Origin of the sequence: Spirosoma sp. KNUC1025, from assembly GCF_045160025.1 — a bacterium.
In the GTDB taxonomy this organism is placed as follows: domain Bacteria; phylum Bacteroidota; class Bacteroidia; order Cytophagales; family Spirosomataceae; genus Spirosoma.
This window is the reverse complement of record NZ_CP087141.1, coordinates 219,017-231,289: the sequence shown is the minus strand read 5'-3', so window position 1 is coordinate 231,289 and position 12,273 is coordinate 219,017. Positions and strand designations below refer to the sequence as shown.

At 48.4% G+C, this 12,273-nt stretch carries 16 protein-coding genes and 1 pseudogene; 12 read left to right on the top strand and 5 right to left on the bottom strand.

Annotation, left to right across the window (positions count from 1 at the left end; translation table 11 throughout):
* Positions 1-10: 10 nt before the first annotated feature.
* Positions 11-598 carry an acetylxylan esterase gene (locus tag LN737_RS32960; protein WP_405520757.1) on the bottom strand — a complete coding sequence of 196 codons (588 nt, stop codon included), beginning with the start codon at positions 596-598 and terminating at the stop codon, positions 11-13.
* 341 nt (positions 599-939) lie between these two features.
* Here LN737_RS32960 and LN737_RS32955 point away from each other — a divergent pair, with 341 nt between their 5' ends.
* Complete coding sequence (locus tag LN737_RS32955; protein WP_231780198.1) at positions 940-1,965, top strand: LLM class flavin-dependent oxidoreductase; 1,026 nt, start codon at positions 940-942, stop codon at positions 1,963-1,965.
* A gap of 123 nt (positions 1,966-2,088) precedes the next feature.
* Here LN737_RS32955 and LN737_RS32950 read toward each other — a convergent pair whose 3' ends face one another.
* Positions 2,089-2,835, bottom strand: coding sequence for an SDR family oxidoreductase (locus tag LN737_RS32950; RefSeq protein ID WP_231780197.1), 747 nt, complete (start codon positions 2,833-2,835; stop codon positions 2,089-2,091).
* A gap of 83 nt (positions 2,836-2,918) precedes the next feature.
* Between LN737_RS32950 and LN737_RS32945 the strand changes: the two are divergent.
* The 5 genes and pseudogenes from LN737_RS32945 (at position 2,919) to LN737_RS32925 (ending at position 6,449) form a co-directional block, all read left to right on the top strand.
* A pseudogene (locus LN737_RS32945) lies at positions 2,919-3,302 on the top strand (winged helix-turn-helix transcriptional regulator).
* A 305-nt stretch (positions 3,303-3,607) separates the two neighbouring features.
* Positions 3,608-3,868, top strand: coding sequence for a cytochrome P460 family protein (locus tag LN737_RS32940; protein WP_370636586.1), 261 nt, complete (start codon positions 3,608-3,610; stop codon positions 3,866-3,868).
* A 122-nt stretch (positions 3,869-3,990) separates the two neighbouring features.
* Positions 3,991-4,461 (top strand): nuclear transport factor 2 family protein, encoded by a 471-nt coding sequence (locus LN737_RS32935; protein ID WP_231780457.1) that lies wholly within the window; start codon positions 3,991-3,993, stop codon positions 4,459-4,461.
* Positions 4,462-4,476: 15 nt separating this feature from the next.
* Entirely contained in the window at positions 4,477-5,103 is a 627-nt protein-coding gene (locus LN737_RS32930) for an MOSC domain-containing protein (protein ID WP_231780196.1), read from the top strand.
* A gap of 224 nt (positions 5,104-5,327) precedes the next feature.
* Positions 5,328-6,449 carry a carboxylate-amine ligase gene (locus LN737_RS32925; RefSeq protein ID WP_231780195.1) on the top strand — a complete coding sequence of 374 codons (1,122 nt, stop codon included), beginning with the start codon at positions 5,328-5,330 and terminating at the stop codon, positions 6,447-6,449.
* Positions 6,450-6,534: 85 nt separating this feature from the next.
* Here LN737_RS32925 and LN737_RS32920 read toward each other — a convergent pair whose 3' ends face one another.
* On the bottom strand, positions 6,535-6,960 hold the full coding sequence (locus LN737_RS32920) for a response regulator (RefSeq protein ID WP_231780194.1): 426 nt from the start codon (positions 6,958-6,960) through the stop codon (positions 6,535-6,537).
* 130 nt (positions 6,961-7,090) lie between these two features.
* Between LN737_RS32920 and LN737_RS32915 the strand changes: the two genes are divergently transcribed.
* The 6 genes from LN737_RS32915 (at position 7,091) to LN737_RS32890 (ending at position 10,176) form a co-directional block, all read left to right on the top strand.
* On the top strand, positions 7,091-7,711 hold the full coding sequence (locus LN737_RS32915; protein WP_231780193.1) for a hypothetical protein: 621 nt from the start codon (positions 7,091-7,093) through the stop codon (positions 7,709-7,711).
* Between the two features lie 119 nt (positions 7,712-7,830).
* A complete protein-coding gene (locus LN737_RS32910; RefSeq protein WP_231780192.1) occupies positions 7,831-8,454 on the top strand; it encodes a transposase in 624 nt (207 codons plus the stop codon).
* 159 nt (positions 8,455-8,613) lie between these two features.
* The gene (locus tag LN737_RS32905) at positions 8,614-8,919 is read left to right on the top strand and encodes a hypothetical protein (RefSeq protein WP_231780191.1); all 306 of its coding nucleotides are present in this window, start codon (positions 8,614-8,616) and stop codon (positions 8,917-8,919) included.
* Positions 8,920-8,966: 47 nt separating this feature from the next.
* Positions 8,967-9,254, top strand: a complete 288-nt coding sequence (locus LN737_RS32900) for a DNA/RNA non-specific endonuclease (protein WP_231780190.1) — start codon at positions 8,967-8,969, stop codon at positions 9,252-9,254.
* A complete protein-coding gene (locus LN737_RS32895; RefSeq protein ID WP_231780189.1) occupies positions 9,194-9,388 on the top strand; it encodes a hypothetical protein in 195 nt (64 codons plus the stop codon). The genes LN737_RS32900 and LN737_RS32895 overlap by 61 nt, the downstream gene beginning before the upstream one ends.
* A gap of 371 nt (positions 9,389-9,759) precedes the next feature.
* Positions 9,760-10,176, top strand: a complete 417-nt coding sequence (locus tag LN737_RS32890; RefSeq protein ID WP_231780188.1) for a hypothetical protein — start codon at positions 9,760-9,762, stop codon at positions 10,174-10,176.
* Positions 10,177-10,333: 157 nt separating this feature from the next.
* On the opposite strand, the gene LN737_RS32885 is transcribed toward LN737_RS32890, so the two are convergent.
* A complete protein-coding gene (locus LN737_RS32885) occupies positions 10,334-11,614 on the bottom strand; it encodes a Y-family DNA polymerase (protein ID WP_231780456.1) in 1,281 nt (426 codons plus the stop codon).
* On the bottom strand, positions 11,592-12,089 hold the full coding sequence (locus tag LN737_RS32880) for a S24 family peptidase (protein WP_231780187.1): 498 nt from the start codon (positions 12,087-12,089) through the stop codon (positions 11,592-11,594). The genes LN737_RS32885 and LN737_RS32880 overlap by 23 nt, the downstream gene beginning before the upstream one ends.
* Positions 12,090-12,273 lie beyond the last annotated feature (184 nt).

The window sequence follows — 12,273 nt, the reverse complement described above, 5'->3', positions numbered from 1 at the left end:
AGACGACTACTTAGTTTTGATAACGACTACTGAGATTTGTTACGGGTGATCCTTTTTCATCTAAAAACCGCATACAGAAATTAGCCATACCCGGCCCATTGATGACGGCCCCACGAATAATGTTCTTTCCCTTTCTCAGCGTTAACCGGGCAGAGGTGCCATTATCGGCAATCATATCCCTATCCCCGGACAGCAACAAGGCTTCCTGACCATTCAACCACCACATGCTGCCGGAATTACATCCAGCCGCCAGCCTGACGTTTTTGATTTCTTCAGGGCAATCGATAATCGTGACCAGCCAGATAAGTATTCCAAATTTTGGCTTATTGATGGCGTAGGTAAAATGGTATAAATTAAAATTGAATGATTTGCTGTCCAGTGCATACCACTTCAGTTCCTGATTCCCTACTTGTACCGTTTGGCCATTTTGGGGAACGGTGGTGTAATCGGAGGAAAAATTATCGACCGAAAACGTTGTTCTGAGGTAGTTGTCTGTGAATATATTATTCCTGAGAATATCTTTCTTTATCGGTTCCAGCACCAGCCAACGCTGAATAAACCCATTGGCATCAGGTGCTTTTTTGGCGGCAGAGGCCATAGTGAAGTGTTTAGATAAGGTATGGGTCGTATCACCTTTTATCGCTATAGGCGGCAGGGGTAATCTTTGCCCCGGCCCCTGGGCAAAAGCGGTTATAGCAAGTAGTTGTAATCTTAATAAAACGATGAACGATATAAACGGCAATACGTAGTTGTGTTTTCTGTCCATAGCTAATTTCCTTTACACTGATTCGTATTTTAACTAATGCTAAGTTTAGGAAAACCTACTCAACGACGTCGATAGCTACTGATTCGCTCCCTATAGGTTATCAGGCTAGGGAACCAATTATCAACCGTTTGAGTGAGACTAATAAATTTGTTCATTCTCTTAAGCAGTATACGATGGAAATTGGCATTGATAGCTTCGCATCAGCGATGTATGGGACAAATTCATTAAGCAGCGCGGACGCCATGGAGCAATTGCTGGACAGGATTGCGTTTGCCGATGAAGTCGGGCTTACCGTATTTGGCATTGGGGAACACCATAAGAAAGAATTTTTGGATTCGGCAACACCCGTAATTTTAGCGGCAGCGGCAGCACGTACCAGGCAAATACGGCTTACGAGTGCAGTGACCGTCCTTAGTGCGGCAGATCCGGTACGGGTATATCAAAATTTTGCCACTTTGGATCTTATAGCCAAAGGTCGGGCAGAACTAGTGGTTGGCCGGGGTTCATCGATAGAAGCGTTTCCATTGTTTGGGTTTAGCCTTACAGACTATGATGCCCTGTTTAAAGAAAAGCTGGACTTGTTGCTTAAAATTCGCGACGAAGAGTTTGTTACTTGGTCGGGAAAATTCCGGCCAAAACTGGTGAACCAACCTATCTACCCAAGAGCATTGCAGCCAAAATTACCCGTTTGGTTGGGTGTCGGTGGAACACCCGACTCCTTTATTCGGGCGGGTGCTTTAGGATTGCCGCTTATGGTGGCTGTCATTGGTGGAGAAACCCATCGCTTTCGACCGTTGATCGATTTATACCGCCAGGCAGGTGCCACTGCTGGGTTCTTGCCTGATCAGTTAAAGGTAGGTTTGCATTCGCCCGGCTACGTGGGTGATACGGATGAGCAGGCCATAGCCGACTATTATCCGGGTTATGCTGAGTTATGGACCAGGTTAGGCCGAGAACGAGGCTGGCCGCCCGTAACAAGGCGGCAATTCGATGGCTTAGTCTCGCCCACTGGAGTCTTAGTCGTTGGAGGTCCTGAGCAAGTAGTTGACAAACTGATTCGGCATAGCGAAGCACTTGGTGGAGTTGATCGGTTTACCTTTCAGATGGACAATGCCGGACTAACTCATGCACAATTGATGAAGTCCATTGACTTAATTGGAACGAAGGTTATTCCCCTGTTGGAGGCTCATACTAATTGAGACGTTTACTAGACTGGCATAGGCAAAGAACTAGAAATTTTTTCATAAAAGCTCACTCCTACGAAATCGGAAAATCGGAGCGCGATTCTAAATCCGCTCCGGTTTTCCAACTACTTAAGGGGGCTAATACTTTAAGCTCATGCCACCATCCACAACCAGTTCGGCACCAGTGATGAAACGGGCGGCATCGCTGCTGAAATAAGCCACCAGTTTACCCACATCCTCCGCCTGACCAAGTTTCTTGAGCGGGACGCGATCAATCATCCAATCGTTTAGCTGGAGTAATTGCTCATCACTGTACCCTACTTTTTTCATGATTTCGGTTTGGGTTGGCCCAGGACTGATGCTGTTTACCCGGATATGACGGGGAGCCAGTTCGACCGCAGCGATCCGCATGATAGAATTTATAGCCGCCTTACTGGACGAATAAACCGATGAGTTAGCTCCATCCATCCTAGCCGTATTCGAAGATAAAAAGACGACCGATGCGCCGTCATGGAGCAAGGGAATAAACTTGCTCAACGTGAAATACGCCCCCTTAAAATTGATGTTCATTACTGTATCAAATGCTTCTTCGGTTGTCTGCTCAATGCTGGCTCCCCCCACAATCCCTGCGTTGATAAACAGAATATCGAGTTTTCCGTAGGTACCCTTTACAAAAGCTGCCAGCTCGTCTATCGCGGCCAACTGACCTTGGTCTGTTACATGACCCGTTACGCCTAATTCATTAGCAGCTAGCTCAACGGCCTCTTTTCGTCGGCCTGTAATAAGTACCTCGGCTCCCTGGTCCTTTAATTCCTTAGCTGCCGCATAGCCAATGCCACTATTGCCACCCGTTACCAGCGCTATTTTTCCTGTTAGCGTATTCATACTCTTACCATTTAAGTTGATCGGGGCAAAAGTATTGTCGAATTGGTATAACTTTGTTACCAGTATAACCAAGTATACCAGCTATGCAGGATGAAAAGCGAGTAGAGACCGTCAATAAGGGGTTGGGTAATCCCCGCAGTCAGCGCCAGGAAGTACAGGCCTTACAGGATACGATATATGTAATTGGGGGTAAATGGAAGCTTCCCATTATCAATTCGATTTGTAACGGCAACAGACGCTTCCGGGAAATCGAGTGAAGTATTCCCGGCATTACAACCCGAATGTTGTCCAGAGAATTGAAAGAGATGGAAGCCAATGGACTAATTCTCCGAACGGTGATTCCAACGACGCCGGTTGGGGTGGAATATACCTCGACAGACTATTGTCAATCATTTGGAAGGATTATTCTGGAGATGATCAATTGGGGCAAACAGCACCGGGAGCGGATTAGGCATCAAGGAGAGTAAGCTGACGGACAAGTGATAATGTTTCGGCGAAGCGTCCTGACCAATTGGCCCCAAAAAATGTCCGGTTCGCCAGTAACGATGACCGACTGAAGGCTAGCTAAATTTTGATAGCTGGACCCTCGGTTAATTTTATGAGCCACTGGGAAAAAGGATTCGTTTTTAACTCTTTCCAGGAACAACTCAGCATGGAGACGCCCCCCCCAACCGCTTTTGCCAATGCCATCGTTGAAGCGAACCGGTTAGCCCTTTAAGACAAGCTTTACCGCCTAAAAATTGTATTCCCCATTTTTTTATTCGCATAGAAAATGAAACTAATTGCAGCCCTACTGGCTAGTAGTCTCCTGGCAGCGGGTCATGTTACCCGCCTAAATTCTTCGCAACCCGACAGGCTTCAAATCGATTCAACCATCGGAATTAAAATTCCACCCGGCTACCGCGACTGGCGATTGATCACTGTAACTCCCGAAGAAGGCAAACAGAATGATTTGCGGGCTATTCTGGGTAATAAGGCGGCTATACAGGCTTTCCGGAAAGGAAACCGTCCATTTTCAATTACTTTCGTCTAGACTATTTGTAAAGCCAATTTCCGGATAACCGCTTAAACCAACTCAGTATGAAAACAACGAACCCAAATTCACAATTCGACGATGACGGTCGGCCATTTGTGATCGAAGCGTGCGGTGACACCATGTGGGACGAGGTACTTGCTCAACCTAGTTACAATCCAACCTTGCGACCACCCCTGCCGCCATTTACGCTTGAGATGGCATTGCAAAAAGTACAGATGGCTGAAGATGCCTGGAACAGCAAAAATCCTGAAAAAGTCAGTTTAGCCTACACGGTAGACACCGAGTGGCGCAATCGTACTGAATTCATTAACGGACGAGCGGAGGTGCAAGCCTTTTTGACCCGTAAATGGGAAAAGGAACTCGATTACAAACTAAAGAAAGAACTGTGGACCTATGGCGAGAATCGAATAGCAGTCAGGTTCGAATATGAGTGGCATGATGCCAGCGGGCAATGGTATCGAAGCTATGGTAATGAACTTTGGGAGTTCGACCAAAATGGCCTGATGAGAAAACGGTTTGCCAGCATTAACGACCTCTCTATCAAACCTGATGAGCGCCGTTTCACTACGACCCCAATTACAAATTCTTAGGCCATCAATCTGATCATGCACGTTCGTTCGGTCAATGTAGGCCTGCCTCGATCAGTTCAATGGGCAGGGCGCACAATTACTACGGGTATTTTCAAGCAACCTATTCAAGAGGCTGTGTCACTGAACCGGCTCAACTTCGTTGGTGATGGGCAGGCTGACCTTACGGTGCACGGCGGGCCGGATAAGGCGGTGTATGCCTATGATAACGTGCATTATGCTTACTGGCAGCAGCGAATCGAACGCACTGACTGGGCACCTGGCTTATTCGGGGAGAACCTGACAACAGAAGGTTTGCTGGAATCGGAAGTACGCATTGGCGATCTGTTTCGAGTTGGGTCGGCTCTACTCCGGGCGGTACAACCCCGGTTTCCCTGTTATAAGCTTAACGTTCGGTTTGATGATCCCGGCATGACTCACCACTTTGCTCGAGCGGGACGATCCGGCATTTATTTTCGCGTAGTTGAACCCGGCGTCGTGCAGGCAAATGATATGATTAACTTGATCGAAGGGGCTAACACGGAAATAACTATTCAAAAGGTGTCCCAAATTGTATTGAATCGCCAGGCGGATGCTGACTTGCTGGCACAACTAGTTGCCTTGCCACACCTACCGAATTCGTTAAAGAAGATGTTTAGTCATTAATTTTAAACAATGACTTCTTCTTTACCAAGCACCCTTTTGTCCTAATTGCGTTCGGATAAACGTCCCATTTGGAAAGGAGATTTATTGCAAATTTTTATTGCCTGTTTATGTTTAGTACAAGTTGTCCCTCACTAATCACCGCTGGAATCAATAGGACTGAATTAGCTACCTTACTACTTTTGAACCACAGCTTATCAAGCACCCGTCCCTAAATTAAGGCCCCTATGTCCTTCTCCCCGGAAACTTTCACCATTGGCGTGGAAGAGGAGTACCAGATCATTCACCCCCAGACCCGCCAACTACGTTCCCGGGCAAAAGCCGTTCTGGCCAAAGCCCAGCCAACCCTGGGCGATCAGGTAACTCAGGAGATGTATCTGTCGCAGATTGAAATCGGTACCTCTATTTGCCAAACCTTGCAGCAGGTTCGGCTTGAACTTCAGGTGTTACGTGGCCAGGTTATCGCAGCGGCCCAAAAATCCGACACTCGGCTCGTAGCCGCCGGTACCCATCCGTTTTCGCACTGGCAGGATCAACACTTAACCCCAACCGAACGCTATCGGGGTCTAGAAACCGACTTTCAGCAACTCACCCGGGAACAACTCATTTTTGGATGTCATATCCACGTGGGCATACCCGATCAGGAACTGGCCATTCAAGTCATGAACCGGGCCCGCCCCTGGCTAGGGGCTTTGCTGGCCTTGGCCAGTAACTCGCCCTATTGGCTGGGAAGCGACACGGGCTATGCCAGCTTTCGAACGGAAATTTGGGGCCGCTGGCCGACAGCAGGTATCCCTCAACTCTTTGATTCACGAGCTGATTATGACCACTTGATCCAGGACCTAACGGCCATGGGCAGCATTGACGATGCCTCCAAAATTTACTGGGATGTGCGGCCTTCATCTCATTTTGATACCCTGGAGTTTCGCGTGACCGATGTGTGTCTGACCATCGACGAGGCTGTTTTAGTGGCAGGTCTGGTTCGGGCCTTAGTCAGAACTTGCGCCCTGGAGGCTGAAACGAATGGGCCATTACCAGCAATCCGGCCCGAAATCGTACAGGCAGCTAAATGGCAGGCGGCTCGTTTCGGACTAACTCAAACCCTAATCGATCCCCTGGCAAGTCGGGCGGTTGCCGCGCCCAGTGTGATTCAGCAGTTTCTGGCCTATGTTCGCTCCTCTCTGGAAGTTTATGACGACTGGGATGAAGTGTCGGGTCTTGCCAATCAGGTTATCCAGAAAGGTACCGGTTCAGCTCGTCAACGAGCGGCCTATCAACGAGCCGGTAAGCTGGAGGATGTGGTTGATTTACTGATACGGGAAACCGCTATTGGAGCGCTCATAAAGTGAAGGCACTATATGCCTGTTTAGGTGGCCAACTTCTAATTCTCTTCCCTGTTATTCACAAAACGGCTGGCTGTTTTCCGTATAGATCTTACCGATTAAAGCGTTTGGGGTGATGACATTCGGTCCAGTACGCAATGATGGCGGCTAACTGACTTTTCCAGGCACTGAAGGTTTCTTTTTTCTCAAATAAACCTTGAATGGTCAACTCGTAGGCTTCTTCCACTAAATAATCGACCACCGGACTGGTCATGAAAATAAAGGGAATACACTTTTTGCGCAGGGTTGGATTCTGATCGATCTGCTGGCGCAATTCGAGTCCACTCATACCCGGTATACTGATTTCGGAAATAATCAAAAAGGAGACGTCAGGACTTGTCGTTAAGTAATCCAGGGCGATCTGGCCATTGGCGAACACGACCACTGGATGAGACAAAGCCAACTCAGTAAGTGCCTGTTTATACATGTCATGATCATCCTCATCTGCGTCCATAAAAATGATCGGGCGCTCGTCCATGGCTTAGTTGTTAAAAAGTAGGGGTAAAAGAAAAGCCCGGTTGGCTACCGCATAGCCGTCAGGTTAAGGTTTTAATCTTCTAAATAAGCTCCAGCAAGAGCTTGCTGGAGCTTATTTTTGTTTGGCTCATATGAACGCCCAAGCCTCCTCCAAATTAGCGACGGACTATGCCCGACAGCTTAGCCAGTTCTTCTCGACCGACCAACTTGATGATTGGGCCCGCAAAACCGGATTTATTGTTCGTGCCCGTAAGCTCTCAGCAGTAGGGTGGCTGAAAATGTTGTTGAGTGAATCAGCCAACCTTTACCACTTCAGCTTAGGGCAGGAATGTGGCCTGTTGGCCGCTCAAGCTCAGATTTATCTCAAAAAGCAGTCGCTACAGGAACGATGGACGCCCACTTGTATCGCCTTCCTGCGCAAAGTCATTACGCAACTCCTGGAGCAGCAACTTGGCTACAATTCGGCTCAACTGGGAGGCCCTTTTAAACGCATTATCATCGGAGATTCAACTAGTTTCGAATTACCGGCTTGTCATCAGAACACCTATAAAGGTTATGGCGGCAGTAGCTCACCATCCGCTTTGAAGATCTATTATGAGTATGATCTCAAAGCAGGTATGGTGATCGACTTGCAAGATAGTCATGGAACCCATGCTGATACGCGCTTCAATCGGACTCAGCAGGTCGAAGCGGGAGATTTGATTTTACAGGATCTGGGCTTTTTTACATATGGCTTTTATCAACAGGTTTAGGCCCAAGGGGCTTATTATATTAGGCGTTAGCGGAGCAAGACTCGGTTATTTGTGGATGGACAACCGGTCACTTTAGCCTCTATAGCTAAACAGGTATCTCAGGATGAATATTTTGAGTTTTGGGCTCATCTAGGTATCTATGCTCAGTTACGCCAAGAGGCAGGCCCTCAACGAATTATCTTAAAGGGCTTCCCAATGCTCTGGTTGAACAGAAACGACGACGGCTTCATAAACAAGCCCATCGAGAATGGGTTACCGTCTCTGACGATCAGCGATTGTTATGCCAGTATGAGGTGTTGATTATCAATGTACCTGGTGAGCTGTTAGGGGCCACTCAGGTTCGGGAATTTTATCGGTTACGCTGGCAGGTTGAGCTTATTTTTAAAGCCTGGAAGTCGTTGCTGGGTCTGCATCAGGTAGTAAGTTCAAACCTGTATTGGTTTCAAGCTCAGTTACTGGCAAACCTATCGTTGGTTTTACTGGGTTCCCCTTTAGTGAGTAGCTTGAAAACTCAGTATTGGCAAGATCATCAAAAAGAACTCAGTAACTGGTACTTATGGCGATGGCTACGGGATCAAGCCTATGAGTTAGCTGCTCAATTGGGTCGAGGTATAGTAGGTTGGCAAAGGTGGATCAGCGCGTTTATGGCTTTTGCCAACCATAACGCCCGCAAGCATAAACGAAAACATAAGGGAGTGACCACGCGGCCACTCCCTTATGAAATTATTACCCAAATGGCTTAACCTGACGGCTATGGGCTAGACAACCCGGCCATGCCTGACAAATTACGAGTCACTCGTTTAACGACCCCGTGGGAGTGGCTAGCTGGTTAAAGCAAGCCGTAGCGTTCCTGGCTTACCTTTGCTTCGGGCATAAGCCCCTTCCTCTTTTTAACCATACACATGAAACGGGTTTCTCTTCGGCTGATGGCTTACAGCCTGCTGCTGGGTACGTTGATTCATTGTAAACAAGCGGCTACTCCAATACCCGACGCGCCCTCCCCTACTCGCGATGATAATCTGGCTCTGGGCAATCCCAGCGGGGCGGAGCCTTCCCCCTTTAGCCCCAACAACTTTCTAGTTACCAGGTCAACGTATAGCCTGTCCTACAACAACTCCACCGGTATTGCTAACTGGTGCAGCCGCTGTGGCGGCCCAGTGGCACCTGTCAGCAGCCTGGAAAGGCTCCGCGAGTCGCTACACGGGTAGCTTTATTCCCGAAACCCAGCTACTGACTGGCTGGTACGTAGCGCGCCATGCCGACTACACCAATACAGGCTTTGATGGCAGCGGCCAACCGTCGGGGCCACCTCTGCCCCTCGGATGATCGGGACAACACGGCAGAAGAGAATCGGACGACCTTTATCCTGTCGAACATCGTGCCGCAAGCGCCTACGTTCAACCAGCAAAGCTGGCGGCTGCTGGAGGAGTACTGCCGGAGCCTGGTGAGGCAGGACAATGAGCTGTACATCATCGCTGGAACATGGGTGAAGGGGGTGAAGGCGATAAAAGAGCGGCTAGTTCACTGGCGGATGGCAAACTGACGGTACCGGCTGCGCTCTGGAAAGTGGTTGTGGTACTACCTGTCGGTGCGAACGACCTGAGCCGGATCAGCGCGCAGACGCGGGTTCTGGCGGTGTGGATGCCCAACATGAATGCGACCGGAACCGCTAAATGAAACAGCTTTCGGGTGAGTGTGGATGAGATTGAAGCTAAAACCGGACTGGATCTTTTATCGAAAGTGCCGGCAAACAGTCAACAATCCATGGAGGCATTCGTAGACAAGACGACGATTCAGTCGGTGTATCTAATTAACCGATAGCAATATATGCGTACTGGTTACTGGCCTTTACCTACTGATTACCTCTACTAACGGACTGAATTCGTATAAGGCCCTGGTCCAACAAACTTGTACCGAATTGATAAAAATCGCTCACCCTGACGTGCGGCTGGTAAGTAAATGCTAAAGATTTTGAGCGAGATCACCTTATACAAGAAATACCCCCTACAAGGCTAAACCACAATCGGTCCATCCAACCTTCGTTTACTATGGCTACTCCGTCTACTGACTTATTACCCAAATCGAATGATCGGATTAAAGCAAACCTCACAAAAACCATTCAGCAACTTAACCAGACTACGGCATTGCTCGATGAAAACCGTCGGCAGGCTGTGCGGATTCAAAAGCAACTCAAGATGCTAATGAAGACATACCAAAAGAAGCACAACCAGCTCCTAAAACAGATCGACTCCACCACTGAGCGTATTGGCGCAGCCGGAGGTGGTGGTCAGGACCAGTTGGTGGAGGCAACCAGGCAAATGCAGGAAACGCAGATGTCTTTTAACTTACAGTACATACAGCTCCAATCGCAGATGCAGCAAGAAAACCGGTCTTATGCAGCCATCAGCGCGATCCTGAAAACGAAACACGATACGGTAAAAAACTCAATCAGCAACATTCGATAACCTAGTAAGACAAGCGTATCTAAGCTAACATAATTGCTGGCAATTGGCCTTTAAGAACGGTTTCTGGTTCTAAGCGTTTATATACATTGGGAAGCTATTAAAAGCTGAATCGACGAGCAAATCATAAACAGCCACTACACACAAGGCTAATTAGTGATTAGTTCACCCGTAAAATATCCTTCCACTGCGTCGTATAGCACGGTGACAGATACCTGCGCTTGTGGTGCCAGCTGGGATCATAACCCGCATCCGCTAGCCGCACTTTGTCTCGCCCGTATCGATAATTGAGTTTGTCCATCACTCTTGACAGCTTTGTCATCCGCCGATCCGGTTCAGCCGTAAACAATGCCTGCTGCTGAAAATCAGCTGGAACGAGGTTCGACAGAATGACGCCCACCTTCTGAAATTCGTAACCGAACTTGAACACCGATTTCAGGGCAGCCTGGGCGTACCCCACTAATTCAGTTGTATTGCTCGTCGGATGAGGCAGTTCCACGGTTCGACTGGCTGAATACTGTTTGATGGGTTCGCCATTCGGGGAACGTTTGAATCGATTCGTATGCAGGAATACCGTTAAGGTACCAGCCGCAGAATTCTGCAGGCGTAACTTCTCCCCTGCCCGGCTTACGTGCGTCGTTAAAGCTTCGGTTATGGTACGCTGATCCGGGATGAGTTTGCCGAAACTCGGTGCGGTGCAGATCGTTTTCTTTGGTTGAGCTTCCAGCTCCAAGAGCTTGCAGGGCATTCCGCGTAGTTCGTAGGCCAGCCGCAGACCGTTTACCGTCAGATTATCCCGTAACCAGTCGTCAGGTGCACTGCGTAACTGCCAGGCTGTTCGAAATCCGTTACGTTTCAACATGCCCGCATAGCGCCAGCCGATGCCCCATAAATCGGCTACGTCAAAATCAGTCAGTAACTCCTTAATTATCTCATCCGTATCTGCGAGGAAAACCCCGCCAAGTTCGGGCCTGCGCTTGGCGTAGTAATTGGCGACTTTGCACAGCGTCTTTGTTGGAGCAATACCCACGCTGACGGGTATACGTGTCCACTGTTTGATACTGGAGCGTATCGTTCGGGCGAAGTCGGCTAAATCAGGATAAACGGATTTGTAGCCATCCAGATTTAGAAACGCTTCATCGATTGAATACACCTCAACCTCTTCAACATATCGGTTCAATGAAGCCATAACTCGTGCGGACATATCGCCGTAGAGCGTATAGTTACTACTGAACACCGCTATCTGATGCTGCTTAACCAGCTCCTCGATCTGGAAAATAGGTACACCCATTTTTATGTCGAGTGCCTTGGCTTCGTTCGATCGGGCCACCACACAGCCATCATTATTTGAGAGCACCACCACCGGTTTCCCATTCAGGCCATGATTAAACGCCCGTTCACAGCTTACGTAGAAATTGTTACAGTCGATGAGTACGTACATCGTGACGAGGGGGTTTAAAGACAACATAGGTAACTACGCCCACTACCTGAAAATCGTCACCGGATTGATAGTCATCCGTTTTTGGGTGTACATATATAGGTAGATAATGTTCATTGGAAGAGAGCAAAACAACGAGTGGCGATTTGTCGAGGTAGATCTTCGCACAGTATTCCCCATTTAGCCAGACGACAACGATACTTCCGTCAACGGGTTCCCGCATCGAACCAACGACGAGGATATCACCAGGATAAATGCGATCCCCAACCAGGCTCTCTCCGGTCGCCCTGGCGAAATACGTGCCTTCCGAATCGACGTTACACAGCTCGTTCAAATCGAGCCGACGCTCGACGTAATTTTCGGCGGGACTGGTAAACCCACACTGAACGAGCGACAAAAAAAGCGGAATGGCGTAGCGGTTTTTCACCGTCGCCTGGACAATATCGTGGGGGTGTATTCGGTCGCTCTTGTCAATCATATCGGTCCGCTCACAAGCACAAACCGCTATAATAGACTTTTGTTATGTATGTTGCAAGTATATCATAAAAATCGGGTTACTTTATACCCATTTAGGATACTCAGCCAATGAATTTTCTTAGCATATTTCTTTTGTTTCAACTGGTACAGTCGACGTGTATAGCCTATCACTTTAGCGGCAGAAC